This is a genomic window from Pseudodonghicola flavimaris (assembly GCF_030164425.1).
Lineage (GTDB): Bacteria > Pseudomonadota > Alphaproteobacteria > Rhodobacterales > Rhodobacteraceae > Pseudodonghicola > Pseudodonghicola flavimaris.
Genome location: NZ_JASNJD010000016.1, coordinates 71,955 through 98,143, shown reverse-complemented (window position 1 = coordinate 98,143; position 26,189 = coordinate 71,955). Strand labels below are relative to the sequence as shown.

The following is a 26,189-nucleotide window of genomic DNA, read 5'->3' as shown; positions in this document are numbered from 1 at the left end:
GGCGGATGGGCGCGAAACGGGCAGACGACCGGCGCTCTCGCGGCGCCCCGCGCTCCCTTCTTCCAAGAAAGAGCAAGACCCGGGTCCGCCGGGCCGCAACGGGGGATCGCTTCCCTGAACCAACACGGAGAACGCTTTTGACGCAAATAGACAAGACTGGCGCGGCGGCGGGGGATTTCCCGGCCGAGACCGCGCCCGAGGGTCAGATCCAGACCGACTACACCGTCGGTCAGGACAATATCGAAGGCTCGCTCGGGCCGTTCGGCTTCGATGTTCACAATCCGGTTTTCCTGATCTCCGCCCTGGCGGTCATCGCCTTCGTCGTCTTCACCCTGGTGCTTCCGGACCAGGCGGGATGGCTGTTCAACCTGCTCTTCACCGAGGTCACGAAGGGCTTCGACTGGTTCTTCATCGGCGCTGCTGACATCTTCGTGCTGCTCTGCCTGGTGCTGATCTTCAGCCCCTACGGCAAGGTCCGTCTCGGCGGCCGCGACGCGACGCCCGACTTCAGCTATGCCAGCTGGTTCTCGATGCTGTTCGCCGCCGGCATGGGCATCGGCCTGATGTTCTACGGCGTCTCCGAACCGCTGAGCCATTTCGCCTCCTCCTCCGGCGGCACCGCCATGGGAGCCGAAGGGATCAGGGCCGACTGGGCCCCGCTGGGCGCGGCCCCCAATCAGGCAGAAGCGGTCCGCCTCGGGATGGCGGCCTCGATCTTCCACTGGGCGCTGCACCCCTGGGCGATCTACGCGATCCTGGCGCTCAGCCTGGCGCTGTTCAGCTATAACAAGGGTCTGCCGTTGACCATCCGCTCAGCCTTCTACCCGATCTTCGGGGAGCGGGTCTGGGGCTGGCCCGGCCATATCATCGACATCCTGGCGGTCTTTGCCACGCTCTTCGGTCTGGCGACCTCGCTCGGGCTCGGGGCGGCGCAGGCGAATGCCGGGTTCAACAAGATCTTCGGCCTGCCGATCAGCACCTCCACCCAGATCGTGCTGATCATCCTGATCACTTCCATCGCGCTGCTGTCGGTGGTCCGCGGTCTCGAGGCCGGGGTCAAGCTGCTGTCCGAGATCAACATGGGGCTCGCCTTCCTGCTGCTGATCTTCGTGCTGGCCGCCGGGCCGACGCTGCTGCTGCTGACCGACACCGGAGACTTCCTGCTGGCCTATCTGGAATACCTGCCGGCGCTGTCGAACCCGGTCGGACGCGACGACGTCAACTTCATGCAGGGCTGGACCTCGTTCTACTGGGCCTGGTGGATTTCCTGGTCGCCCTTCGTCGGCATGTTCATCGCCCGCGTCAGCCGCGGCCGCACCGTGCGCGAGTTCATCATCAGCGTGCTGCTGATCCCGTCGCTGGTCTGCGTGATCTGGATGTCCGTCTTCGGCGGCGCCGCGATCAGCCAGGTTGTGCGCGACGGCTATATGGCCGCCAAGGACGCCGCGCTGCCGCTGCAGCTGTTCGCGATGCTGGACGCGCTGCCGATGGCGCAGATCACCTCTCTGGTCGGGATCGTGCTGGTGATCGTCTTCTTCGTCACCTCCTCGGACTCCGGCAGCCTGGTGATCGATACCATCACCTCCGGCGGCAAGGTCGACGCGCCGGTGCCGCAGCGGGTGTTCTGGTGCCTGTTCGAAGGCGTCATCGCCATCGTGCTGCTGCTGTCGGCGGGTGGCCTGAAATCGCTGCAGTCGATGGTGATCTCCACCGGCCTGCCCTTCACCATCGTTCTGCTGGTGATGTGCGTCGCGATCTGGCGCGGACTGGCCAGCGAACCGCGCTGACCCAAGGGGTGCCCGGCCCAAGGCCGGTCGGGCACCGCCCCCCCCTGCGCCGCAGCGGGATCACCCGGGGCTCAGGTCGCGGCGGCCTCCCGCCGCAGCGCATGCGGGGTGATTTCGAATCGGCGCCGGAACATCCGGCTCAGGTGCGAGGAATCGCAGAACCCGCAATCGACCGCGATCTGCGCGATGGATTTTTCGCTGGTCTCGATCAGATGATGCGCCAGCGACAGCCGGATGGTCAGGAAGGCCGCCTGCGGCGAGACATCCAGCGCCGCCCGGAAATGCCGTTCCAGCTGGCGTTTGCTGTGCCCGATCCGACGCGCGATATCCTGCACCGACATCGGCGTGTCGATGTTCTGCTGCATCAGCAGCAGCGCCCGCAGCACGATCGGGTCCCGCGTCTTGAAATCCAGCGTGATCCCCGGCTGCGGTTTTTCCGGTTGCAGCGCATCGTCGATGATCATGATGTGCAGGCTCTTGCTGGCCTGGGCGCGACCGACGTGCTTGTCGACCAAAAACGCCGCCAGATGCGCCGAACTGGCGCCGCCGGAACAGGTCAGCCGGTCGCCATCGACCACGAAGATCTGGTCGGTGACCGGGTTGAGCCCTTCGAATTGCTCAAGAAAATCGGCATGATGGAACCAGCTCACGCAGCAGCGATAGCCATCGAGCAGCCCCGCCTCGTGCAGCATGAACGCGCCGGTGCAAAGCCCCACCAGCGGCACCCCCGCCGCGGCCGCCTGATGCAGGAACCGGACATAGGCGGGGCTGAGCTTCGACATCTCGTCCATCAGCCCGCCGACCACCACGATGTAATCGAACCGCGTCGGGTCGCCCAGACGCTCCTTCGGCTGCACCGAGATGCCGCAGCTGGAGGTCACCGCATCCATACTGTCGGACAGCACCGTCCAGTTGCACAGGATCGGCCGGCTGCGGTCGCCCTCATCGGCGGCGAGCCGCAGCACATCGACGAAATTCGCGAAGGCGCAGAGGGTGAATCGCTTGGCCAGAATGAAACCGACGGAGAGCCGCACCCCGTCGGTACGGGGCCGGAACGCCCGTGCGGTGGCGCTGCGCTGGGGCTGAGTCTGGAGTTCGGAACCGGGTTGCATCGGGGGCCACGCATGAGATCGGAAAATTCCTGATCCACTGTCGTAGCCGTAATCCCGCATTGACGCAATCGTTCTGTTTTTCAAATCGGCCCTGTCGCAATACTGCCGGTCACGAATCCATGCTCCCCGTTCCGCTCCACCATGCAGGAACGGGGCAAACCCCGATCCCCGATCCGGCGGAAGAGCAGCGGCAAGCGGCGCATACGGCTCACGGCACGTCGCTTTCGTTCTACCCTCCGGGTCCAATCGCCCGCCCGAAGCGGCGGTACGCGCGCAGCGCCGACAGAGAGGAAAACAGATGAAGGTACTGGTGCCGGTCAAACGGGTCGTCGACCACAACGTGAAGATCCGCGTCAAGGCGGATGGCAGCGGTGTCGACCTGGCCAACGTCAAGATGTCGATGAACCCGTTCGACGAGATCGCCATCGAGGAAGCCGTGCGCCTGAAAGAGGCCGGCACCGCCGATGAGGTGATCGCGGTTTCGGTCGGCCCCGCACAGGCCCAGGACGTGCTGCGCACCGCGCTGGCGATGGGCGCCGACCGGGCCATCCTGATCACCGTCGATGGCGCGGTGGAACCGCTGGCCGTTGCCAAACTCCTCAAGGGCGTGGTCGCGACCGAGGAGCCGGGACTGGTGATCCTCGGCAAGCAGGCGATCGACGACGATTGCAACCAGACCGGCCAGATGCTGTCGGCGCTGCTGGGCTGGAGCCAGGCCACCTTCGCCTCCGAGATCGTGCTGGCCGGGGGCAAGGCCAAGGTCACCCGCGAGGTCGACGGCGGCCTGCAGGCGATCGAGGTTGCCCTGCCCGCCATCGTCACCGCCGACCTGCGCCTGAACGAGCCGCGCTATGCCTCGCTGCCGAATATCATGAAGGCGAAGAAGAAGCCGCTCGACAGCAAGACCCCGGAAGACTTCGGCGTCACCGTCGCACCGCGACTGAGCGTGCTGCGGGTCGAGGAACCGGCGGCGCGCACCGCCGGCATCAAGGTCGGCAGCGTCGCCGAGCTGCTGGACAAGCTGAAAACCGAAGCCGGCGTCATCTGATCGAAGCGGGAACACGAACCATGGCTATTCTTCTCTTTGCAGACCACGACAACGCGGCGCTTTCCGAGCAGACCGCGAAAACCCTGACCGCCGCCAGCCAGATCGGGGGCGAGGTCGATATCCTGATCGCTGGCCAGAACGCCGGCGGCGCCGCCGCCGAGGCCGCATCGCTGGCCGGTGTGCGCAGCGTGATCCTGGCCGAGGCAGAGGCGCTGGAACACCGCCTGGCAGAACCCACCGCGGCGCTGATCGTGGCGCTGGCGGCCGATTACGACAGCATCATCGCCCCAGCCACCACCACCGGCAAGAACGTGATGCCGCGCGTCGCGGCGCTGCTGGACGTGATGCAGATCTCCGAGGTGATCGAAGTGGTCGCCGCCGACACCTTCAAACGCCCGATCTATGCCGGCAACGCCATCGAGGTGGTGCAGAGCACCGAGGCCAAGACCGTGCTGACCGTGCGTACTGCCGGCTTCGCCGCAGCCGGAGCCGCCGAGGCGGCCGCGCCGGTGAAGACCGTCGAGGCCACCGCCGAGGGGGCCGATCTGTCCCGTTTCCTCGAAAATACCCTGTCGCAGAGCGACCGGCCCGAGCTGAACGCCGCCAAGATCATCGTCTCCGGCGGGCGCGCGCTCGGCTCGGACGAGAAGTTCCGCGAGCTGCTGAACCCGGTGGCCGACAAGCTCGGCGCCGCGGTCGGCGCATCGCGCGCGGCGGTCGACTCGGGCTATGCGCCCAACGATCTGCAGGTCGGCCAGACCGGCAAGATCGTCGCCCCCGATCTCTATGTCGCATGCGGCATCTCCGGCGCGATCCAGCACCTGGCGGGGATGAAGGATTCCAAGGTGATCGTCGCGATCAACACCGATGAGGAAGCCCCGATCTTCCAGGTGGCGGATTACGGTATCGTCGGCGATCTGTTCGAAATCCTGCCGGAAATCGAGCGTCAGCTCTGAGCCGGCCGGGTGACGGCCGACCCCAACACACCGGGGGCGTCTGTGGCCGCCCCTGCCTCACCGCGCGGCGAACGGTCGTTTTCCGCGCGGTGAATGCCGGTTGAGCCTTAGCGCCCGGCCGGATCAAGATTACTGTGCAAACCAAACCTCTCGAATAAGTGGAATGACCCATGTCTTCGTTTCCTGAACGTGCAAATGTCGTCATTGTCGGCCTCGGCGGCATTGTCGGCGCTTCGGTCGCGCATCATCTGATCGAGCGCGGCTGGGACGATATCGTCGGTATCGACAAGTCGGCCATCCCGACCGATATCGGCTCCACCGGCCACGCGTCGGACTTCTGCTACGTGACGAGCCACGATCTTCTGAGCACCTGGAGCTCGGTCTACTCGGTCGATTTCTACGAGAAGCTGGGCCACTACAGCCGCATCGGCGGGCTGGAAGTCGCCCGCGTCGGCGATGACGAGCGGATGGAAGAGCTGAAGCGTCGCTGCGACTCGGGCCGCGCCTTCGGCACCCGGGTGAAGATGATCTCCGCCGCCGAGGCGAAAGAGAAATTCCCGCTTCTCGAGGAAGACCAGATCCAGGGCGCGATGTGGGACCCGGACGCCGGCCTGGTGGTGCCGCGCTCGCAGACCGTCGCCGGCAAGCTGGTGGATGCTGCCGAGAAGGCCGGCAAGCTGCGTGCCTTCGCCAACACCCCGGCGCTGGAGCTGATCCAGGAAAATGGCCGCGTCGTCGGCGTCAAGACCCATCGCGGCACGATCATGGCCAACCATGTCGTCGTCTGCGCCGGTCTCTGGGGCCGCCTGATCGCCGACATGGTGGGCGAAGACCTGCCGGTGATGCCGGTCGACCACCCGCTGACCTTCTTCGGGCCCTATGACGAGTTCGCCGGCACCGGGCTGGAAATCGGCCGTCCGCTGCTGCGCGACCAGGGCAACTCCGCCTATCTGCGCGACACCGGCGATCCCGCAACCACCGAAGGCGGCCAGATCGAATGGGGCTATTACTACGAGGAAGAGCCGCGTCTGGTGCACCCGCGCGACATTCTCGAGAAAGGCCAGGCGCGCCTCGGGCCGTCAATGCGCGATCTCGTCCTGGAAGACGTCATCGAACCGCTTGAAAAAGCGATGGAACTGACCCCGATTCTGGCGGAACTCGGCTTCAACGAAAGCCATTCGTTCAACGGCCTGCTGCAGACCACCACCGACGGCGGCCCCTCCATGGGCGAAAGCCGCAAGGTGCGCGGGCTGTGGTACGCGGTGGCGATCTGGGTCAAGGACGCGCCCGGCATGGGCAAGCTGATCGCCGACTGGATGACCGACGGGCGCACCCATATCGACCATCACGGCATCGACTATTCCCGCTTCAGCGATTTCCAGCTGACCGAAGAGTTCATCTACGACCGCTGCTGGGAAACCGCGAAGAAGATCTACAACCCGCCGGTTCACGTGCGTGAACCCTTCTCCAAGGGCCGCAACGTCCGCCGCTCGCCGTTCTACGAGCGCGAAGTGGAGCTGGGCGGCCACTTCATGGAGCTGGGCGGCTGGGAACGCGCCCACGGCTATGCCGCCAACGAGCATCTGCTGGAGAAATACGCCGATCAGGTGCCGGTGCGCGAGGCCGAGTGGGACAACCGACACTTCTGGCGCGTGTCCAACGCCGAGCAGCTGGAGATGAGCGCGGATTGCGGCATCATCAACCTGTCGCACTTCCACATGACCGATATCTCCGGTCCCGACCATGTCGCGCTGATGGAATATCTCTGCGCCGCGAAAATCGGCGGCGACAACAACATCGGCAAGGGTATCTATACCCATATGCTCGATGACGAGGGCATGGTGCGCGCCGACTTCACCGTCTTCCGCATGGAAGACCGCTGCCGCCTGGTGAACGGGGCCGACGCCGGTCCCCGCGATCTGATCTACATGAAGCGGATGGCCGAGGATCGCGGTCTCGATGTGACCATCGAGGAAGTGACCGAGGAGTTCACCACCATCGGCATCTGGGGTCCGAACGCCCGCGAAAACCTGAAAAAGGTGGTTGCCGATCCGGATATGCTGGATGCGGAGAACTTCCCCTTCGCCGCGATCAAGACGATCGAGATCGCCGGCAAGTCGGTCTCTGCCTTCCGCATTTCCTATGTCGGCGAACAGGGCTGGGAACTGCACATGCGCTATGAGGACGGCCTGGCCGTCTGGGATGCGCTGCGCTCGACCGGCGTGATCGCGGTGGGTGTCGAAACCTACGCCAACTCCCGCCGTCTGGAGAAATCCCTGCGGCTGCAGAACGCCGATCTGAACACGCAGTACAACCTGATCGAGGCCTCCCTGGCGCGGCCGAAGGTCAAGGAAGCCGATTTCCGCGGCAAAGCCAAACATGTGGAGTTCAAGGCGCGCGAGCATCAGCCCGCCATGCTCTGCACCCTGGTGATGACCGAGAACACCGACAAGAATGGGGTCAAGCGCTATCCCAACACCACCATGCCGGTGATGGATCCCGAAACCGGCGAAGTGTTGATCGACGAGCTCGGCCGCCGGTCCTACACCACCTCGGTGGCATATGGCCCGACGATCGGCAAGAACATCGCGCTGGCCTATCTGCCCTGGGCGTATTGCCAGGAGGGCCGCAAGCTTCAGGTCACCTATTTCGACGAGACCTATCCGGTCGAGGTCGTAGGCGTCGGCTACAAACCGCTCTACGATCCGGAAAACCTGAAACCGCGCAGCTAAGCTGCCGCGAGCGGCTCCGACATCAGACCGCCGGCGACCCTGTCGCCGGCGGTTCGCGTTTCAGAGCCCGTGATCCTCTTCCGACAGCCAATCGGCGAACAACCGGGCATTGGCCGAGGCGCGGCCGTGAATGCGCAGATAGAACGGATAGGGCGAAGCCATCGCCTCCGGCACCAGCTGCACCAGCCGCCCGCTGTCGAGCGCGCTGCCTGACAGCCCCTCCCAGCCCAGCACCGCGCCGATATCGTCCTCCGCCGCCTTCAGAGCGATCAGATAGTTGTTCAGCGAGAATTCCGGCCCGTGCGGCGACGGCCGGTTCAGGGCGGCGAACCATTCCGGCCAGTCGGTCCAGGCGTTGGCGCCCGACTGGATGCGGATCAGCGGCACCTGCGCCAGATCGCCGATCTGGCGGATATCATAGGTCTGCGCGAACTGCGCGCTCCCCAGCGCCAGAATTCGGTCGTGGAACAACACACGGGTCTCGTCGCTTTCCAGTGCCGGATCGCCATAGTGAATGCTCAGGTCCACGCCCTGCGCCCGGCCGCTGTCCTCGATGACCTGGGAAATCGCCACCCCCGGATGCGCCTTCCAGAAGGCCGCCAGCCGCGGCGTCAGCCACAGCCCGCTCATCGCGGTGGTGGCAGCGATCACCACCGCGGTGCGGTCATGCCGGCTGCGGATGCGCGCGACACTGTCCGAGATGCCCTCGAAACTGCGCTGCAACGACACGAACAGCAGCGCCCCCGCCTCCGTCAGCTCGACTCCCCGGTAGTGACGGTTGAACAACGGTTGCCCCAATTCCTGCTCAAGCGCCTTGATCCGGTGACTCACAGCCGCCGGAGTGACATTCATTTCGGATGAGGCCAGCTTGAAGCTTAAATTTCGTGCAGCCGCTTCAAAGCAGGCCAGATCGCCTAAAGAGGGTAGATCATAGGGCTTTCGCATATAGAGTAGTCGCTTTCAGACAACTGATGTCGCTAATGACACAATCGCGAAGAGAGTTTAGCCAAACTAAACTCAGATGAGTTTTTTGGCAATTGCAAACACCCCCGCGCGATGGCTTCGTGCCGGCCAATTCCCCCTCGCGCGACAGGAGTTCCGCCATGGCAAGCCAGACCGCCCCGCTTTCCGAGCTGATCGGACATCACCGCCCCGGACATGCTCTGCAGCAGCCGTTCTATACCTCGCCCGAGATCTACGAGGCCGACCTCGAGGCGATCTTCTACCGCGAATGGCTCTATGCCTTCCCGGCCTGCCTGCTGGACAAGACCGGCAGCTATCAGCGGCTGCGAATCGGCGCCTACGACGTGATCGTGATCCGCGACGGCCAGGGCGAAATCCGCGCCTTCCACAACACCTGCCGTCACCGCGGCTCGGTGATCTGCTCGGCCACCAAGGGCCGCGTCGCCAAGTTGACCTGCCCCTATCACCAGTGGACCTACGACCTGGACGGCCGGCTGATCTGGGCCCGCGACATGGCCGCCGATTTCGACGCCACCAAACACGGGCTGAAGCCGGTGCAGTGCCGCGATGTGGCCGGTCTGGTCTATATCTGCCTGGCCGAGGACGCGCCCGACTTCGACGCCTTCGCCGAGACCGTGCGCCCCTATCTGGGTGTGCACGACCTGTCCAACGCCAAGGTCGCCCATCAGTCGACGATCATCGAGAAGGGCAACTGGAAACTGGTCTGGGAAAACAACCGCGAGTGCTATCACTGCGCCGGCAACCACCCCGACCTGTGCCGCACCTATCCCGAAGATCCCTCGATCACCGGGGTGAACCCCGATGGCACCTTCCCCGAGAAGGTCGAGACCCATTTCAACCGGATGGAAGCCGCCGGCGCTCCGTCGCGCTTCCGCATGGCGCAGGACGGCCAGTATCGCGTCGCCCGGATGCCGCTGCTCGACGGCGCCGAAAGCTACACCATCAACGGCAAGATCGCGGTGCAGAAACGTCTGGGCCAGGTGCCGACGCTGGATGCCGGCACGCTGCTGCTGTTCCACTATCCGACCACCTGGAACCACTTCCTGACCGACCATTCGATCACCTTCCGGGTGACCCCGATCGGGCCGCAGGAAACCGAGGTGCAAACCACCTGGCTGGTCAACAAGGACGCCGTCGAGGGCGTGGATTACGATCTGGAGAACCTGACCCGGGTCTGGACCCACACCAACGACGAGGATCGCCGCGTGGTGGAAGACAACCAGCAGGGCATCAACTCCCCGGCCTATGAACCCGGACCCTACTCCACCACCCACGAAGATGGCGTGCTGCAGTTCGTGAACTGGTATCTCGACCGGATGCGCAGCACCCACGCCCCGCAAACCCTGGCGGCGGAGTAATCCGGGATGGCGAAAACCCAAGTCGTACCCGCCGGTCCCTGGACCGACGACGAGATGCTGGAGTGCGTGTCGATCCTGCCGGAGACCGAGAATGTGGTCACCGTCTGTTTTCAGGCCCCCTCACGGCGTCCGTTCATCTTCGACGCCGGCCAGTTCATCACCCTTGAACTGCCGGTGCCGGGCGGGCCGCTCTACCGGACCTTCACCATCTCCTCGTCGCCGACGCGGCCGAAATCGCTGACCGTGACCATCAAGGCGCAGTCCGATTCCATCGGGGTCCGCTGGATCATCGAGAATCTGAAGCCCGGGATGAAACTGAAGGCGACCGGGCCGACCGGCCATTTCACCTCGGCCAAGAGCCCGGCGGAGAAGTATCTGTTCATCTCGGCCGGCTCCGGCATCACCCCGATGATGTCGATGACCACTGAGATCTACGATCTCGGCGGCCATTGCGACATCGTCTTCGTAAACTGTGCCAAGCGGCCGTCGGACATCATCTTCAAGCGGCGGCTTGAGCATATGGCGACGCGGATTGCCGGTCTGGACCTGAAATGGGTCGTCGACCGACCCGATCCATTCCAGCCCTGGACCGGGTTTCAGGGCCATTTCAACCAGCTGATGCTGGGTCTGATGGCGCCCGACTACCTGGAGCGGGAAGTATTCTGCTGCGGTCCGGAATCCTTCATGCAGGCGGTGCGCGAGGCTCTGGCCGGCCTCGGCTTCGACATGGACCACTATCATCAGGAAAGCTTCCACGCGCCCGGCACGCCGGGACCGGAACTGATCGAACTGCCGGTGCCGGACGACGACCTCCCCGAGGAAGACGTCATGGCAGAGGTCATCTTCGACATCTCCGGCGTGTCGCAGTCCTGCCCGGAAACCGAGACCGTGCTCAGCGCCGCGCGCAGCGCCGGTGTCGCGATTCCCTCCGGCTGCACCTTCGGTGTCTGCGGCACCTGCAAGACCAAGAAGCTCTCGGGCGAGGTCCATATGGTGCACAACGGCGGCATCACCGAGGAAGAGATCGAAGAAGGCTATATCCTCGCCTGCTGCTCGAATCCGCGCGGCAAGGTCACGCTCGAACTCTGACGGTTGCGGGCGGAGCGGCGGTGCATAGCATCGTCGCCCCCCGTTCGTATTCTATCGACGTTTCGAGAAGTTTGAGCTACTTCCATCTCTTGGACAGATTCTGGGATAATCTATGCTCAGAACTTCGGTAACGGGTCTCCCGCCGTCAAGAGATTTCAGGCATGCGACTTGAGCCGACAGAGGGGCTTTGTTGAGCGAATCGGATAAAGATCAGAGTTCCCCTTTCCCCGGACGGATTTACCCTACGGCCTCTGTGGCCGATCTATCAAAGGTTGTGTAACTGTTGAGTAGCCGTGACAATCAACGGACCGATGCCCGAGATCGTCATCAGGCGCCAGGCGACGACGCTCTCGCAGGCTCAAGACCCTGGGCGGCCTCACGCCTTACGAATATGTCTGCAAAGTTTGGCCTCCAGAGCCGGACAGATTCATCGTCGGCCCGATCCACCAGATGCCGAGACTGAACACCTAACTTCCCTAAGTGGCTTTTTGTATTCAATTTCGACTTTGCGCACAGGAAGGTTCCCCCTCCGGTTTCCAAGTAGACGGGATTTTTTCGGACACTCCCCCTCTGTTCCGGTGGCGGACCGGGAGCTCGCCCTGCGCCAGGTGGAACAGCTCTATGCCGAACCAGCCGACTTCCGGGTCCGCGTATCTCTTTGTTCAACCGTCAGTCTGTCCCCACCTGCTCAATGGTGAGGTTCGGAGCGAAGGGCATAGGACGACTGCCCACGCGGCGAGGCGCGGCAGTCCCTATGCCCTCTGCGTGAAGATCCTGCTCAACGGAGCCGGTCCATCGCTTTGGGCCCAACTGGTCGTGCGTTCCTGCCAGTCGGTCGGTTGCTGCTTGCGACGCATGAACGCTGCGCCGGGGATCGGACCTCAACCTTGCGGACTGCCCTTTGCCTGTGATCCCGCCCGTGGTAGGCTTTCCGATGTGGAGCCACCGTTGCTAACCCGTTCCACCACATCGGCCCTGCGTCTGGGGTGGCGCGCAGGGTCGCCACTTTCTCACCTCTCAATCACCTCCAGATCGCCCTCAGGCGCGCTACGCAGCTCGATCACAAGCCGGCGCATGATCTGCTCTTGCTTGGGAGTGGGGCGCTTACCGTGGCGCGCGATGGAGCGGGCGAAGCCCTTGATCCACTCATCGCCATTGGTCATCGCGCAGCGGAGCACAGCCGGCCAATGAAGGGTCAGGATCTCGTCCAGCTCGCGCTCCGTCACAGCTGCACCCCCCTATAGCGGGCCGCAGCCCGGGCCATGTGCGGCGAGGAGGTCAGGCTCTCGGCATCCATCGGCGACCGGCCATCATAGTGCAGCGCAGCCTGATCCATGATCGCTTGGGCGATCTCTGCCGGAATGTCGCTGGCAGCTGCGCCGAACCCGGACTGATACTCAACCACGATCAGTTCCGGGCTCAGGTCTGCGTAGCTGTCGCCCCAGATGATCAGCGGATGCCCCCCGCCGATGAAATCGAAATCGGTGAAGGCCACTCCGTCGATAGCCACAGCCGGTACGTTCTCGACCTGTGCCGGCCCGATGGGCAGCGAGAGCAGGCTACCGCCTTCCGGGGCGATGATCGTCAGCTGAACGGTCTGGGTCAGCAGCGCGACCTGAGCCAGCTGCTCGAATTCAGCCGCAGCGGTCCGCCCCATGTTGGTGATCGCGGCGTCCTCTTCGGCACCATCAACCCGCATGTGCAGCTTTACGGCGGCCAGATCGAACGGCAGGGAGGCCGGCGCTTCCCGGTTCACAAGCATCCTCATGCCGCAATCTCCACTTCGCCGATGTGACGGAAGAAAGCGGCCTGATCCTTGGCGCTCATCGCGTCATAGGCGGCCAGAGCATAGGCTTTCAGCTCACAGCGGGAGGCAAGGGCAGCCCAATATCTGGCGTCCTCCATCCCCCCGAGGAAGGCCGGCAGCGGCACACTTGCCCGGCGCATGGAAGCAGCCGCAACCAAGGCGGCCTGCTCGGGGGAAAGGGAGTTGAGTACTGCATAGGCCAGTGCCGCCCGCTCTTCGTCGGACAGACGCAACGCCGCAACCTTACTGAAAACGGCCCAGCCCTCGGCATCGCCCAGCGTCAGGCTGTAGCCCAGAACCCGCGACATGCGCTTGTGGGTCGGCTTAATCAGATCCCCGAAACGGGCCGTCGGTTTGTGTCCCGAACCGTTGGGCAACCCATTGATCTTCTTAGCCCCCCTCCCCAGCCTCGTGTCCCGGCCCGGGGCTTGTAGCCCTTTGTTTTTCTGGCAATCCCTGATTTCCTTCTGGGATCGCCAGTTTTCACGCCCCAGCATCCGCCTGCCGCTGCGGAAACGTGATTTGCCAGATCGATCCGCTGTGATTAGAGTGCGGAGCCGGGAGGGCCGGACATAGAAACCAGGCATCAGCATATCGATCGCGTGATCGAAACGGCGCAGTCGCCCACGGCGGCGGCGCGGTCTCCTCTGGCGGCTTCCTGGCGGCGGTCGATCGAGCGCCATGGGCTGGATCCGGCTGCGGTTCGCCCGGTCGAACGGGTCGACGACAGCGCCCTGTCGCAGCGCCGAGAAGCGCTTGACCGGTTCCTGCGGGTCGCCGGGCCGAAGATCGACCAGCTGTTTGGGCTGGTCGGCAATTCCGGCTGCGGCGTGGTACTGACCGATGAAAACGGTATCGTGCTGGACCAGCGCTGCGCGGCCGCCGATGCGGCGATCTTTCAGGACTGGGGGCTGTGGTCCGGCGCCGACTGGAGCGAGGCCGCCGAGGGCACCAACGGCATCGGCACCTGCCTGACCGAGAAACGCCAGGTCACCATCCACCGCGACGAGCATTTCTTTCTGCGCAACATCGGCATGAGCTGCATGGACGCGCCGATCTTCGGCCCCGATGGCACCCTGCTGGGGGCGCTCGACGTGTCCTCGGCCCGGGCCGACCAGACCGAGGGCTTCAACCGGCTGATCGCCGCCACCGTCGCCCAGACCGCCCGCGCCATCGAGGCGGATGTGTTCCGGGCCGTCTTTCCCAAGGCGCGCATCGTCACCGCCGAGAACGAGGACGCGGCGCTGCTGGCCATCGATTCCCACGATCTGGTGATCGGCGCCACCCGCGGCGCCCGCCGCGCCTTCGGACTGGAACCCTCGGGCGATCTGAAACCCAGGCCGGCCTCGGACCTGTTCGGCCGCGAGGACGAGGCGCGCGGTTTCGAGAAAGCCGAACGGGCCGCGGTGCTGCGGGCACTGGCCCGGGCCGAGGGCAATGTCTCAGAGGCCGCGCGGGCGCTGGGAATCGGCCGCGCCACCCTCTATCGCCGGATGAAGCGGCTGGGCATCGGCGAATAATCCGCCCTACCTGTCTCAGCAGTGAGACAGGTTCGCCCGTCTCTCGCCCCTGCCCCGGCTGACAAGCGCATCCCCGACACGCATGGTCGTTCCACGCCCGGATGGAGGATCCGGACGGTCAGGAGGACCACCCATGAATGAGATGACTCAGGTCGAAAGCCAATACGCTTCGCCCTTCAAATCCCGCTACGACAACTTCATCGGCGGCCAGTTCGTCGCCCCGGTGAATGGCCGCTACTTCGACAACGTCACCCCGATCACCGGGGCCAAGGTCTGCGAAGTCGCCCGTTCCGACGACGCCGATATCGAGCTGGCCCTGGATGCCGCCCATGCCGCCAAGGATGCCTGGGGCAAGACCAGCGCCGCCGAACGGTCGAACATCCTGCTGAAGATCGCCGACCGGATCGAGGAAAACCTCGAACTGATCGCCACCGCTGAGACCTGGGACAACGGCAAGCCGATCCGCGAGACGATGGCCGCCGACATCCCGCTGTCGGTCGACCACTTCCGCTATTTCGCCGGGGTGCTGCGCAGCCAGGAAGGCACCATGTCGGAGATCGACGCCGACACCGTCGCCTATCACTTCCACGAGCCGCTCGGCGTCGTCGGCCAGATCATCCCCTGGAACTTCTCGATCCTGATGGCCGCCTGGAAACTGGCCCCGGCGCTGGCCGCCGGCAACTGCATCGTGTTGAAACCCGCCGAACAGACTCCGGCCGCGATCATGGTGCTGATCGAGACCATCGCCGATCTGCTGCCGGCCGGCGTTCTGAACATCGTCAACGGCTATGGCGCCGAAGTCGGCGCGCCGCTGGCCCGGTCCCCCCGTATCGCCAAGATCGCCTTCACCGGCTCCACCGCCACCGGTCGCAAGATCATGGAGGCGGCCACCGTCAACCTGATCCCGGTGACGCTGGAGCTGGGCGGAAAGAGCCCGAACATCTTCTTCTCCGACGTGATGGCGCAGGACGATGCCTTCCTCGACAAGGCGGTCGAGGGCTTCGTGCTCTTCGCCTTCAACCAGGGTGAGGTCTGCACCTGCCCCAGCCGGGCGCTGATCCAGGAAGATATCTACGAGGAGTTCATCGCCCGCTGCATCGACCGCGTCAAAGCGATCAAGCAAGGCGATCCCCGCGACATCGAAACCATGGTCGGGGCCCAGGCCAGCCAGGAACAGCAGGACAAGATCATGTCCTACCTGACCATCGGTGTCGAAGAAGGCGCCCAGGTGCTGGTCGGCGGCGATGCGGCACGGTTCAACGGTGAGCTGTCGAACGGCTTCTACATCCAGCCGACGATCCTGAAGGGCCACAACAAGATGCGTGTGTTCCAGGAGGAAATCTTCGGCCCGGTGGTCTCGGTCACCACCTTCAAGGACGAGGAAGAGGCGCTGGCGATCGCCAATGACACCATGTACGGGCTCGGCGCCGGGGTCTGGACCCGTGACGGCACCCGCGCCTATCGCTTCGGACGTCATATCGAGGCCGGCCGCGTCTGGGTGAACAACTATCACGCCTATCCGGCCCATGCGGCCTTCGGCGGCTACAAGCAATCCGGCATCGGGCGCGAAACCCACAAGATGATGCTGGATCACTACCAGCAGACCAAGAACATGCTGGTCAGCTACAACCCCAACAAACTCGGCTTCTTCTGAGGTCAGAGTTTCTTCCGGGCCTTCGGGACCCCCTCCGACAGGAGGCCCGGAAGGCGGGGCGCGCCCTCCACCTCGCGCCCCGCCAATTGATTTTCAGCGGTTGATTTCCATCCCGCTGCTTGCGCCGCCAGGGCAGGCCCCCGACGGGGCAACCGAGGCTACTGCGTCACGCTCAGCCCCAGCAGCCGCCAGGCCTGCATCCCCCCGCGATAATAGAAGATCTTCTCCGCCGGATAGCCGGCCTCGATCATCCGCCGCGCCGCCGTCGGCGACTGTCCGCACCAGGAGCCGTTGCAGAAGAGTGCCACCGGACGGGCGTTCTCACAGTCGAACCCGTCGAAATCGATCTCGCAGCCCAACTCGTCCAGCCGGTCGGCCGCCTCGGTATAGGGGATATTGACCGCACCAGGGATCGAGCCGCCCTCGAAATCGCGCCGCACGCGGCCATCGACCACCATTGCCTCCGGGTCCTGCAGCATCGCCATCAACTCCAGCTCTCCGATCGGGGTGACCCCGGGTGCCGGGGTGATCGGCTGGATGCAGAACGGCGGGCAGGCCCGCGAGGTACGCGCCCAGTCCCCGTCAATCCGGTGCTCGTTGTCCTGTTCGCGGGAGATCACCGCGCTGCCGCCGCCAGGCAGCGGCACGGTGACCGCGCTCATGTCCCGGGTGATCCCCACAGGATCGGCCGCCGCCGGCAGCGCCGCCATCAGGGCCAGAGCGCTGAGCAGCCGCGTCATCGGACCACATGCACCGCACAGCGCGCGTGCCGCACCACCTGCGCCGCAGTCGAGCCCAGCAGCAGATCCTGCATCCCCGGCCGATGCGACGCGATGATGATCAGATCGGGTTTGTTGGTCTCCGCCCATTCCAGGATCGACCGGCCGGAGTGGCCCTCGATCACCAGCCCGGTGGCATTGGGCAGACCGGCGGCAAGATCATGCAGCTCCCCCTCGATCGCCCGGCGCGCCTCAATCAGATAGTTCTCCGGCACGTAGGAGATCGCATAGGACGGGATATGTTCGATCACATGCAGCAGCGTGACCTTGGCATCCGGCGTCCCCAGAAGCTCCGCCAGCTTCAGGGGCGCGGTCACGTCGCGGTCAGCGTCGAACGCGATCGGAACGAGAATATTGTGATACATGGCAAGCCTCCTCTCACACCCCATCAGTCTGCGGCGGTTCCGGCCGCGGGGCCTTGATCCATATCACGGAACGGTCGCACCGGCTCCGGCGACCGAGAGCGGTGCCCCGGTGCGATGCCGGCAGTCTATGCAGATCGGGACCCGTTGATCCAGACATTCCGCCCGCGCCAGCGCCGGAGGCGGGCACCGACCCGGCGGCAGGCGCCCGCATGGCCAGCGGGGATCGCTCAGCCGAAGGTCGCCGCAACCTCGTACATCACCGGCTCGAAGCTCTTGCACAGATCGTTGATGGCCCGGTTGCGCCGGCGCATTTCCGGCGTGCGCAGCATGGCCTGGAAATCCTCCCGCCGCTGCCATTGCGAATAGTTGGCGATCCGGGTCTGGGCGTCATTCACATGCAGCCCGGCGGCAATGAACCCGGGCTGCTTGGAAATGAACGCCTCATAGGCCTCGGTCAGCGCCTCCAGCAAATCCTGACAGGTGCCCGGCGTGGTCTCAAACGTGGTCAGAACGGTCTGACCTCCGGAATCGCGGGAAATCGTCGGCATCGGCTCCTCCTCCTGCTGCTCGGACGGAGCCCCATGCTAGCACATCGTCACAGCCGGTCGAGCACTGCCTGCACTTCCGCCACCAGCGCGTTGACCTCGTCATGTGCCGGCCCCTTGCGCGCCTCCAGCGCGGCCCTGCCCTGGCCCAGCGTCTCGGCATAGACGACACGGTTGGCCATCGAGGCCTCCGCCACATCCGCCTCGAGCTCGGAGGCTTTCTGCGCCACCTCCCCGGCCAGCCGGGTGCCCGGCCGGTTGCGGGTCATCACGATCATCGCCGGCTTGCTTTCGCGCCCAGCGAGATAGAGCACCACTTCCACTGCCCAGAGATCCAGATGCGAGGTCGCCACCGGCACCAGCACCAGATCAGACGCCCGGAGCGCCGGTCGCAGATCGCTGTCTGCCTTCGGTGGCGTATCGATGATCACGATATCATGCGCATCCGCCAGTTTGCGCACCTCATAGGTCACGCCCCAGGCCGACGCGGTGGAGAAATCCAGATCCGGCGTGCCGTCGCGGTCTTCCAGCCGCGCCATGAACCAGCGCCCGGCACTGCCCTGCGGATCGGTATCCATCAGCGCGACGGATTTGCCCGCCTTGGCGAAACCGACCGCCAGATTGACCGCCAGCGTGGTCTTGCCGGCACCGCCCTTCTGCTGCGCGATGGTAATCACATATCCCATTCTGCCCTCGCCTCAACGCTGCACCGCAGGATAGGCGGCTGAACCGCCAGCGCAATCGGAATCGCACCGCCGCCCGGTGGGACGACAGGGAAATCCACCGGCCACGTCACGCCTAAAGGATTCGTTAACCATCGCACGACAGGCTGGAACCCGAGGTGCCCCATGCGCTGTCTGGTCTGTTTCACGGTTCTCTGGTTTCTGCTCTGCCCTTTCCCCGCCATCGCCGGCGCCTGGTTGCGGCAGAAGGGGGAGACCTTCGTCTCGCTCACCGCGATCACCCGCCACGGCGATCCGCTGGCGGCGCGGGAGATCTCGCTTTATGCCGATCACGGTCTCGGCCCGGGGCTCTCTCTCGGCCTCGACCTGAACCAGCGCCCGGGCAGCTCCGGCCATGCCACGCTCTTCGCCCGGCTGCCGCTCTCGCGCCCCGGGGCACGGCTGAAGTTCGCCACCGAAGCTGCCGTCGGCGGCCACCACTGGCAGGGCACCTGGCACCCGATGTACCGCCTGACCCTCTCGGCCGGGCGAGGCTTTTCCACCCGGAGCGGCGCCTGGGGCTGGATGGCGGTCGACCTCAGCCGCGAACGCCGCTTCGGCGACGCCCTGCCGATCCACAAGCTCGATGCCACCCTCGGCCTCTCCGCCCCCGCCCGCATCCGCCCGATCCTGCAGGTGGAAACCGCCCATATCGCCGGCCAGCCGCTGCTCTGGGCGGTGATCCCCGGCCTGCTGATCGACGCCCCGAACCGGCGCACCTGGCATATCGGCCTCGAACGCAAATCCGCCGGCCACCAGACGCTCGGGCTGAAAATCGGCCTCTGGCAGCGGTTCTGAGCAGCCTCTCCCGGTCGCTCCGGGCCACGGTGGAAGGAAGGGACGCCTTCCGGGGTCCGCCCGTTCGCGGCTGACTCGCTCCTCCGGAGCGTTTCCGGGATGCCGTTCACCCCACCGTCTGTTTCTGGCTGCAAATATCCCGGGGGGCGGCCGCGGGCCGGGGGGCTGGCCCCCCTCCGCGTCAGAGGCTAGGACAGACCCATGACGACAAAGCCCGATCCGATCCGCCCCACCGATGACGAGGCCCGCGCGCTGGCCCGCGACCTGCTCAGCGCGGCGCGGATCGCCGCCCTGGCCGTCCAGCTGCCCGAAGGCGGGCCGATGGTGACGCGGGTGGCCTTCGGCCTCTCGCCCGAGGGTACGCCGCTGACGCTGATCTCCGACCTCGCCGCCCATACCCGGGCCCTGAGGGCCGATCCCGCCGCCTCACTTCTGGTCGGAGAGCCCGGTTCCCGCGGCGATCCGCTCACCCACCCCCGGCTGACGCTTCTGGCACGGGCCCGCTTCGTCGCGCATGACGATCCCGACTACGCACGGCTGGCACGGCATTACCTGTCCACCCACCCCAAGGCGCAGCTCTACATCGGCTTCGCCGATTTCAGCTTCGCGCTCTTCAGCGTGCAGAAGGGGCTGCTGAACGGCGGCTTCGGCCGGGCCTTTCACCTCACACCCGCGGATATGGGGCTGGCGGCCCGCGACTAGCCCCCTGCCCCGAGCGCATGCGCGCGCCCCGCGTCAGGTATCGATCCGCAGGCTCAGTGCCACCTCACCTCTCAGCGCCTGCGACCAGACCAGCTTGACCTTGTCCTTGTCGCTGCCCTGACGCAGCAGCACATAGGGCATCTCGAAAACCTCGGTGCTGCCGCTGGTGCGGATATGATCCAGCGCCACGATGGAATCGACCCCGCGCGCCTCGGCCCCGAAGGGCAGCTCTCCCTCGGGGTCGATGGTCCAGCTGCTGGCGACGCTGGGCTGATTGTGCCGCACCCGGAGCGGGTTCATCACCTGCGCATTCACCGCATGAAAGCTGTTGCCGGCAAAGGTCACGTTCTTGGTCTTGCTGAAATCCAGCGTGGCGAAACTGTCATCCACCCGTTCTGCCCGGTCGATGCTGCCGTTGATGCTGCGGAACATATTCCCGGACACGTTCATCCCGTTCAGGAAATGCCCCGCGCCATAGGGTTTGACCACCAGATAGCTGAACCAGGAGGCGACCCGCCCCGACAGGAAGATATTGTCGGTGATGTTCATCGCGCTGAAGGAATAGCCGCTGACGAAGTCCGGGATCTGGTCCTGTTCGTTGGTCCATTCGATATGGCAGTTGTCGACATAGTTCCCCACCAGCGTCGAGCTGCAATAGGTCTGGGCGAAGATGATGCCGGCGGTGCGCACGCCGTCGGCCTCGCCGTCGCCCTGAAAGAAGTGATTGCCGATCACCACATTGTTGCTGCCGGCGAGAAAGGCGAAATGGCGGAATTTCTCGGCCCGGTTGTGGCGCAGCTTGACGTCGTTGGCATTGGCGTTCAGCGCGATGGAGCTGCGTTCCTCCACCGTCAGCGATCCTTCCGCCGACAGGAAATTGCAGCGGTCGATCAGCATCCCCTGACAGCCCGTCGCGATCGAGGTAATGCCGCGGTCCTTCGGGCGCGAGATGAAACAGTCGCGCAGGTGAAAGGTGGTGCCGGTCTGGGCCAGCCGGATGGCGCTGCACAGCCCCTCGCACTGCAGCTCCACATCGGAGAGGGAGAATTTGCTGAAATTGGTGAAACCGCTGAAATCCAGCAGGTATTTGAATGACCGAAAGGTATAGCTCTGCCGTCCCGCCGCATCGTAGAGCGGCCCGCTCAGCGTCAGTTCGCCAGCGCCGACGCGGCGGTCGGTGACATAGACCTCACGGCCGACACCATTGCCCTCCACCAGGGCGCCGATCGGGATATTGGCGACATTGTCCACGTCGGTCAGACGCTTGGGATCCTCCGTGGCATAGGTCGCCCTCGAGGTCACCACCTCGGTGTCCCAGGCCGCGCTCTCCACCGCCTCCAGCTGGCCGTTGCGGATCACCCGGCGGGTCGAATAGGCGGTCTTGTTGGGCACTGCGGCCTGCATGTCGATGGGCCCGGTGACGGTGATCTTGCGCCCGCCCATGTCCAGGCTCTCGTGGTCCGAATTGTTCAGCAGCGCCTGAAATGCCTTGCGGAAAGCAATCTCCTCGCTCCCGAAGGCGGCGACATAGCGCGGCAGATCGAAATCCTTGGTCAGAAGCAGCATCGCCTCCGTCGGCATCGTCACCCTCCCTTCGAAGACCACCTCCGAGTCCAGCGTGACGGTCTCGCCCAGCCAGTAGCTGCCCTCGGGCACGAACACCCGGCGGCCATCGGCGGCGGCATCGGCGGCCTCGAAGGCGGCGCTGTCGTCGGTGATGCCGTCCCCCAGCGCGCCATAATCGCGCACGTCCACCTGGCTCAGCATATCGCGCAGGAACACGCCGGTGATATCGACGATCTCGATATCGTCGATCCGCACGACACCACCGTTGGCGCCGGTCAGGTCCAGCCCGAAATGACCGTGATCCACCGCCATGCCCCAGACCATGTCGACACCGCCGCGGTTGCCGGTGCCGACGATGGCGGAGAGCTCGACAATCTCGCCATAGCTGGTCAGCGCGACCTCCGCCGCCGTCTCGGTCAACCCGCCGACATGATCGCCACCGCGATCGCCCGCCCAGCCGGCAATCCGCACGGTGGGAAAATTGCCGCTGATCGCCTTGATCCGCACGGTGATCCGTAGATAGCAGCCCGGCAAGATCGGCGTTTCGGTCATGTACCGCAGCTTCTGCACGGTATCGATCTTCTGCAGCTCCAGACAGCCGTCGAAATCCTGATCCGCCGCCACATAGGCCGCATTCAGCGCGTCCTCATAGGTGTCCGACCCCGGGGTGCCGTTGCCGCTGGACCACAGATCCAACCCTGCCGCGAAGGGGGCGGGCATCAATACCAGACCCTCGGTGATTGCCTTGTTCATCGAAATCCCTTTCCCTGATCCGCCGCGGCCCGGGTCGCGCCGCGACCGCCGGCGAAAGGGATAGGAAGGACCGGTTAAGAGAGGCTCAGACCGGCGCGCGCCGCATTAGGGACAGCCCCCCAGAACACGAAACGCGCCAGCCTTGCGGCCGGCGCGTGCAACAATTCAGCAGGAAGGTCGCGGTCAGACCAGCTCGCCCGCCAGCGCCTTGTCGATCAGCGCGATGGTTTCCTCGACCCCGTAGAGCGCGATGAACCCACCGAAGCGCGGCCCCTGGCTGGCGCCCAACAGCACCTCGTAGAGCGCCTTGAACCAGTCGCGCAGCGGATCGAACCGGTCACGGCCCACCGCATAGACCAGCGATTGCAGCGCCTCATCCTCGACCGGGCCGTCGTAGGCTGCCAGATCGGCGCGCAGCGCCACCAGCGCCTCACGCTCCAGATCGCTGGGGGCGCGATAGCTCCGCTCCGGCTTCACGAAATCGTTGAAATAGCGCACCGCGAAACCGGCAGCCTGATCCAGGTCGGGATGGGTCTCAGCCGAGGCCTCCGGCGCATAGCGGTTGATGAACCCCCAGAGCTGCGCCTTGTCCTCCGCCCCGGAGACCGAAGCGAGGTTCAAGAGCATCGCGAAGGGCACCACCAGCGTCGAGGCCGGCACATCGCCATTGTGAATGTGATAGACCGGGTTGTTCAGCTGCGCTTTGGGCTCCTGCGTCGGATAGGCGCGCAGCTGCTGATGGTATTCGTCCACCGCCTTCGGGATCACGTCGAAATAGAGCCGCTTTGCAGTCTTCGGTTTCAGATACATGAAATAGGACAGCGACTCGGTCGAGGCATAGGTCAGCCATTCGTCGATCGAAATCCCGTTGCCCGAGGATTTCGAGATCTTCTGCCCCTTGTCGTCCAGGAACAGCTCATAGGTGAAATGCTCCGGCGCCGGTGCACTGAGCGCGCGGCAGATGCCATCGTAGATCGGCGTATTGGTCGAATGGTCCTTGCCGTACATCTCGAAATCGACCCCCAGCGCCGCCCAGCGGGCGCCGAAGTCTGGCTTCCACTGCAGTTTCACGTTGCCGCCGGTCACCGGCAGGGTCCATTCGCGCCCGTCGTCGTCGTCGAAGGTGATGGTGCCGTCCTTGGCGTTCACCTCTTTCATCGGGACATAGAGCACGCGGCCGGTCTCCGGATGGATCGGCAGGAAGATGGAATAGGTCTGGCGCCGTTCCTCGCGCAGCGACTTCAGCATGATCTTCATGATGTCGTCATAGCGTTCGGCCGCCAGCAGCAGCGTCTGGTCGAACTGGCCGGACTTGTAGAACTCGGTGGCCGAATAGAATTCATACTCGAACCCGAAGGTGTCGAGGAAGCGGCGCAGCATGGCGTTGTTATGATGGCCGAAGCTCTCGAATTCCTCGAAGGGATCGGGCACGGAGGTCAGCGGCTTTTGCAGATGCTCGCGCAGCATCTCCTGATGCGGCACGTTGCCCGGCACCTTGCGCATGCCGTCCATGTCGTCGGAGAAACAGATCAGCCGGGTCGGAATGTCCGAGATCACCTCGAAGGCGCGGCGGATCATCGTGGTGCGCAACACTTCGCCGAAGGTGCCGATATGCGGCAGACCTGAGGGGCCATAGCCGGTCTCGAACAGCACATAGCCCTTCTCCGGCGGCTTCTTTTCGTACCGTTTGAGGACCCGGCGCGCTTCTTCAAAAGGCCAGGCTTTCGATTCCAGGGCGGCTTCGCGCAGGTTGGACATTTCAAACTCCGAAAAAGAAGGATCGCGCACCCCGCGCGATCTGACGCCGCTACCTATTGTGCTGGCGGTGCGGCGTCAATATTTTGAGCAGCAACGCCCGTAAAACCGAGGATCTCCCAGTGACTACCCCCGAACAGCACGTGCTCAGCGCACAGGATTGCCTTGTTGCCCTGATGATCGCCGTCTCCGCCTCGGACGAGAACATCCGCACCGTGGAACTGGTCAAGATCCAGGCCGCGGTGAACAACCTGCCCGTCTTCGCCGAATACGATATCGACCGGATCAACCAGATGTCGCAGATCGTCTTCGACCTCTTCGAGCAGGAGGACGGGCTGGATGCGCTGTTCGGGCTGATCCGCGGCGACCTGCCGGAACGGCTGTTCGAAACCGCCTATGCGCTGGCCTGCGACGTCGCCGCCGCCGATGGCACCCTGGCCGAGACCGAGCTGCGGCTGCTGGAAGAAATCCGCTATGAGCTGAATATCGACCGGCTGCATGCCGCCGCCATCGAACGCGGCGCCCGGGCCCGTCACCTGACCTGAACGTCACCTGACCTGAGTATCCCCGGCCCGAGGCGCGTGGCCGGGGTTAGCGCCTCAGCTGGCGTAGACCGCGCTCCAGCGTTCGATCAGCTGCTGCTGCAGCGCCTTCGACTTGCGGTTCCAGCTGCGCGCGCCCTGCGGGATCTCCTGATCGCTGTCCTTGCTCCGCGCCCGCCGCGCCGGATCGGCGGTGAAGATGGCAAAGGCCAGCTCCCTGCCGTTCGGCGCCGTCAGGAACCCGCCCAGACCGGAGACGAAATTCAGCGTCCCGGTCTTGGCGTCGACCTTGATCGGATGGTTCTGCATGATCCGCCCGCGCGCATCCCGCATCGGGAAGGGTTTCAGCAACGGTCGCAGGATATTCTGCCGACGCACCTGCACCAGCGCCGAGACCAGATCCCCCGCCGTCATGCGCGAGGCATCGCCCAGGCCGGAATGATCGACCATCCGGGTGTTGCTCATGCCCAGACGGTCGGCGGCCCAACGGTTCATCTCCGCCGCCGAGGCGCGCAGCGAATCCGGCGTCTTGCCGCCGCTGGCGCTGGCGGTCATGCCCACCATCTCTGCGGTCAGGTTGTTGGAATACTTCAGCATCAGGCGCAGGACATCGCGCAGCGCATCGCTCTGATGGGTGATCAGCACGGTGCCGCCCGGCAGACTGCGGCCGACCTGCGCCGCCGGCAGTACCACGCCATAGGCCCGCGCCAGGGTACGGAAGACATCGCCGGTATAGGCCGCCGGCTTGCGTACCGGCAGCCAGCGCGACCCGCCCTTGCCCAGTGCAGCACGGGCCACGGTCCAGTCGTCGATCCCGTCGCGATCGGCATAGGTATAGACCGGCAGCTGACGATTGGCGATTCGCATCCGTGCCATGGCCACCTCCGGGCGATACCGGTCGCTGCGCGCATCCATCGCCACGCTATAGCCCTTGCCAGCCGGCGCCCACTGGAAATGCACCCGATTGAAATTCAGCGCGATGCCGGACACCGCCGGGCTATAGCCCAGATGCGCCGGCTGGCTCTCATCTATGCTCTGAACGAAGGGCAGCACGCCGTCATAGACCCGGAACCGGCCACGCACTTCCCGCACGCCTGCGGCTTTCAGCTCCGCGGCCATGCGCGCCAGATCGTCGGTCGACAGTGTCGGATCGCCGCCGCCCGCCAGCACCAGATCGCCCTGCAGCACGCCGTTCTGCACCGGGCCGGTCGCGATCAGCCGGGTGGCGAAACGATAATCCGGCCCGAGCCGCTCCAGCGCGTAGAGCGTGGTGAGTATCTTCGCCACACTCGCCGGTGGCAGCCCCTCGCTGCCCTGCACGCTTTCCAGCATCTTGCCACTGCGGGGATCGGCCACCGCGCAGACGACCTCTCCCGGCAAACCCGACCGCGCGATCAGCCCCTCGGCACCACCGGCGGCCCGCGCCGCGAAATCCCCCGCCCGCAGATGCGGTCGCAACGACACCGCCGGAGGCCCCGCCGTGGCCGCCGCAGGCAGGGCGACCGCCGCCGCCAGAGTGCCAAGAAGCTGCCGTCTCGAAACCCGGTCTGTCGTCATCCTGCGCTGGCCCTCTTGCTCCCGTGACAGACATAAAATCCCAGCTCATCGCGGCAGA

The 26,189-nt window shown here is 65.0% G+C and carries 23 protein-coding genes and 1 pseudogene; 12 read left to right on the top strand and 12 right to left on the bottom strand.

Going from position 1 to position 26,189, the window contains the following annotated elements:
* The first annotated feature begins 146 nt into the window (after nucleotides 1-146).
* Nucleotides 147-1,787 (top strand): BCCT family transporter, encoded by a 1,641-nt coding sequence (locus tag QO033_RS18330; protein WP_284482424.1) that lies wholly within the window; start codon nucleotides 147-149, stop codon nucleotides 1,785-1,787.
* A gap of 71 nt (nucleotides 1,788-1,858) precedes the next feature.
* On the opposite strand, the gene QO033_RS18325 is transcribed toward QO033_RS18330, so the two are convergent.
* Nucleotides 1,859-2,899, bottom strand: a complete 1,041-nt coding sequence (locus QO033_RS18325; RefSeq protein ID WP_284482412.1) for a GlxA family transcriptional regulator — start codon at nucleotides 2,897-2,899, stop codon at nucleotides 1,859-1,861.
* Between the two features lie 298 nt (nucleotides 2,900-3,197).
* On the opposite strand from QO033_RS18325, the gene QO033_RS18320 reads away from it, so the two are divergent.
* The 3 genes from QO033_RS18320 to QO033_RS18310 all read left to right on the top strand — a co-directional run bounded on the left by QO033_RS18320 (nucleotide 3,198) and on the right by QO033_RS18310 (nucleotide 7,635).
* Nucleotides 3,198-3,947: an electron transfer flavoprotein subunit beta/FixA family protein gene (locus tag QO033_RS18320; protein ID WP_284482411.1), complete on the top strand. Its 750-nt coding sequence runs from the start codon at nucleotides 3,198-3,200 to the stop codon at nucleotides 3,945-3,947.
* Between the two features lie 20 nt (nucleotides 3,948-3,967).
* Nucleotides 3,968-4,903: an electron transfer flavoprotein subunit alpha/FixB family protein gene (locus tag QO033_RS18315; protein WP_284482410.1), complete on the top strand. Its 936-nt coding sequence runs from the start codon at nucleotides 3,968-3,970 to the stop codon at nucleotides 4,901-4,903.
* A 170-nt stretch (nucleotides 4,904-5,073) separates the two neighbouring features.
* Entirely contained in the window at nucleotides 5,074-7,635 is a 2,562-nt protein-coding gene (locus QO033_RS18310) for a GcvT family protein (RefSeq protein ID WP_284482409.1), read from the top strand.
* Between the two features lie 60 nt (nucleotides 7,636-7,695).
* Here QO033_RS18310 and QO033_RS18305 read toward each other — a convergent pair whose 3' ends face one another.
* Nucleotides 7,696-8,580: a LysR family transcriptional regulator gene (locus QO033_RS18305; RefSeq protein ID WP_284482408.1), complete on the bottom strand. Its 885-nt coding sequence runs from the start codon at nucleotides 8,578-8,580 to the stop codon at nucleotides 7,696-7,698.
* A 158-nt stretch (nucleotides 8,581-8,738) separates the two neighbouring features.
* On the opposite strand from QO033_RS18305, the gene QO033_RS18300 reads away from it, so the two are divergent.
* From QO033_RS18300 to QO033_RS25300, 3 genes and pseudogenes are all read left to right on the top strand, one after another.
* Entirely contained in the window at nucleotides 8,739-9,977 is a 1,239-nt protein-coding gene (locus QO033_RS18300; protein WP_284482407.1) for an aromatic ring-hydroxylating oxygenase subunit alpha, read from the top strand.
* A gap of 6 nt (nucleotides 9,978-9,983) precedes the next feature.
* Complete coding sequence (locus QO033_RS18295) at nucleotides 9,984-11,066, top strand: hybrid-cluster NAD(P)-dependent oxidoreductase (protein ID WP_284482406.1); 1,083 nt, start codon at nucleotides 9,984-9,986, stop codon at nucleotides 11,064-11,066.
* A 351-nt stretch (nucleotides 11,067-11,417) separates the two neighbouring features.
* Nucleotides 11,418-11,537, top strand: a pseudogene (locus QO033_RS25300) (IS481 family transposase); the annotation flags it as partial.
* 539 nt (nucleotides 11,538-12,076) lie between these two features.
* Here the strand turns inward: QO033_RS25300 and QO033_RS18285 are convergent.
* The 3 genes from QO033_RS18285 to QO033_RS18275 are packed head-to-tail and all read right to left on the bottom strand — an operon-like array spanning nucleotide 12,077 to nucleotide 13,370.
* Entirely contained in the window at nucleotides 12,077-12,292 is a 216-nt protein-coding gene (locus QO033_RS18285) for a hypothetical protein (protein WP_284482405.1), read from the bottom strand.
* Nucleotides 12,289-12,834 carry a head-tail connector protein gene (locus tag QO033_RS18280; protein WP_284482404.1) on the bottom strand — a complete coding sequence of 182 codons (546 nt, stop codon included), beginning with the start codon at nucleotides 12,832-12,834 and terminating at the stop codon, nucleotides 12,289-12,291. The genes QO033_RS18285 and QO033_RS18280 overlap by 4 nt, the downstream gene beginning before the upstream one ends.
* Nucleotides 12,831-13,370, bottom strand: a complete 540-nt coding sequence (locus tag QO033_RS18275; RefSeq protein WP_284482403.1) for a hypothetical protein — start codon at nucleotides 13,368-13,370, stop codon at nucleotides 12,831-12,833. Before QO033_RS18275 ends, QO033_RS18280 begins: the two co-directional genes overlap by 4 nt.
* A 105-nt stretch (nucleotides 13,371-13,475) precedes the next feature.
* On the opposite strand from QO033_RS18275, the gene QO033_RS18270 reads away from it, so the two are divergent.
* Together QO033_RS18270 and adh are read left to right on the top strand one after the other, a co-directional pair.
* Nucleotides 13,476-14,393: a helix-turn-helix domain-containing protein gene (locus QO033_RS18270; RefSeq protein ID WP_321170049.1), complete on the top strand. Its 918-nt coding sequence runs from the start codon at nucleotides 13,476-13,478 to the stop codon at nucleotides 14,391-14,393.
* A gap of 133 nt (nucleotides 14,394-14,526) precedes the next feature.
* Nucleotides 14,527-16,047, top strand: a complete 1,521-nt coding sequence (gene adh, locus QO033_RS18265) for an aldehyde dehydrogenase (protein ID WP_284482402.1) — start codon at nucleotides 14,527-14,529, stop codon at nucleotides 16,045-16,047.
* Nucleotides 16,048-16,205: 158 nt separating this feature from the next.
* On the opposite strand, the gene QO033_RS18260 is transcribed toward adh, so the two are convergent.
* The 4 genes from QO033_RS18260 to parA form a co-directional block, all read right to left on the bottom strand.
* Nucleotides 16,206-16,787, bottom strand: a complete 582-nt coding sequence (locus tag QO033_RS18260; RefSeq protein ID WP_284482401.1) for a rhodanese-like domain-containing protein — start codon at nucleotides 16,785-16,787, stop codon at nucleotides 16,206-16,208.
* Nucleotides 16,784-17,191, bottom strand: coding sequence for a universal stress protein (locus QO033_RS18255; protein WP_284482400.1), 408 nt, complete (start codon nucleotides 17,189-17,191; stop codon nucleotides 16,784-16,786). The genes QO033_RS18260 and QO033_RS18255 overlap by 4 nt, the downstream gene beginning before the upstream one ends.
* A 227-nt stretch (nucleotides 17,192-17,418) precedes the next feature.
* A complete protein-coding gene (locus QO033_RS18250; RefSeq protein WP_284482399.1) occupies nucleotides 17,419-17,739 on the bottom strand; it encodes an antibiotic biosynthesis monooxygenase family protein in 321 nt (106 codons plus the stop codon).
* A 47-nt stretch (nucleotides 17,740-17,786) separates the two neighbouring features.
* Nucleotides 17,787-18,422 carry a ParA family partition ATPase gene (gene parA / locus QO033_RS18245; protein WP_284482398.1) on the bottom strand — a complete coding sequence of 212 codons (636 nt, stop codon included), beginning with the start codon at nucleotides 18,420-18,422 and terminating at the stop codon, nucleotides 17,787-17,789.
* A gap of 162 nt (nucleotides 18,423-18,584) precedes the next feature.
* Between parA and QO033_RS18240 the strand changes: the two genes are divergently transcribed.
* Entirely contained in the window at nucleotides 18,585-19,256 is a 672-nt protein-coding gene (locus QO033_RS18240) for a hypothetical protein (protein WP_284482397.1), read from the top strand.
* Nucleotides 19,257-19,457: 201 nt separating this feature from the next.
* Nucleotides 19,458-19,958 carry a HugZ family pyridoxamine 5'-phosphate oxidase gene (locus QO033_RS18235; RefSeq protein WP_284482396.1) on the top strand — a complete coding sequence of 167 codons (501 nt, stop codon included), beginning with the start codon at nucleotides 19,458-19,460 and terminating at the stop codon, nucleotides 19,956-19,958.
* A gap of 33 nt (nucleotides 19,959-19,991) precedes the next feature.
* On the opposite strand, the gene QO033_RS18230 is transcribed toward QO033_RS18235, so the two are convergent.
* On the bottom strand, nucleotides 19,992-22,277 hold the full coding sequence (locus QO033_RS18230) for a glycosyl hydrolase family 28-related protein (RefSeq protein WP_284482395.1): 2,286 nt from the start codon (nucleotides 22,275-22,277) through the stop codon (nucleotides 19,992-19,994).
* Nucleotides 22,278-22,460: 183 nt separating this feature from the next.
* Nucleotides 22,461-24,035 carry a lysine--tRNA ligase gene (locus QO033_RS18225; RefSeq protein ID WP_284482394.1) on the bottom strand — a complete coding sequence of 525 codons (1,575 nt, stop codon included), beginning with the start codon at nucleotides 24,033-24,035 and terminating at the stop codon, nucleotides 22,461-22,463.
* A 173-nt stretch (nucleotides 24,036-24,208) separates the two neighbouring features.
* Between QO033_RS18225 and QO033_RS18220 the strand changes: the two genes are divergently transcribed.
* Nucleotides 24,209-24,577 carry a tellurite resistance TerB family protein gene (locus QO033_RS18220; protein WP_284482422.1) on the top strand — a complete coding sequence of 123 codons (369 nt, stop codon included), beginning with the start codon at nucleotides 24,209-24,211 and terminating at the stop codon, nucleotides 24,575-24,577.
* 54 nt (nucleotides 24,578-24,631) lie between these two features.
* Here QO033_RS18220 and dacB read toward each other — a convergent pair whose 3' ends face one another.
* Nucleotides 24,632-26,131 carry a D-alanyl-D-alanine carboxypeptidase/D-alanyl-D-alanine endopeptidase gene (gene dacB / locus QO033_RS18215; RefSeq protein ID WP_284482393.1) on the bottom strand — a complete coding sequence of 500 codons (1,500 nt, stop codon included), beginning with the start codon at nucleotides 26,129-26,131 and terminating at the stop codon, nucleotides 24,632-24,634.
* Between the last annotated feature and the right edge of the window lie 58 nt (nucleotides 26,132-26,189).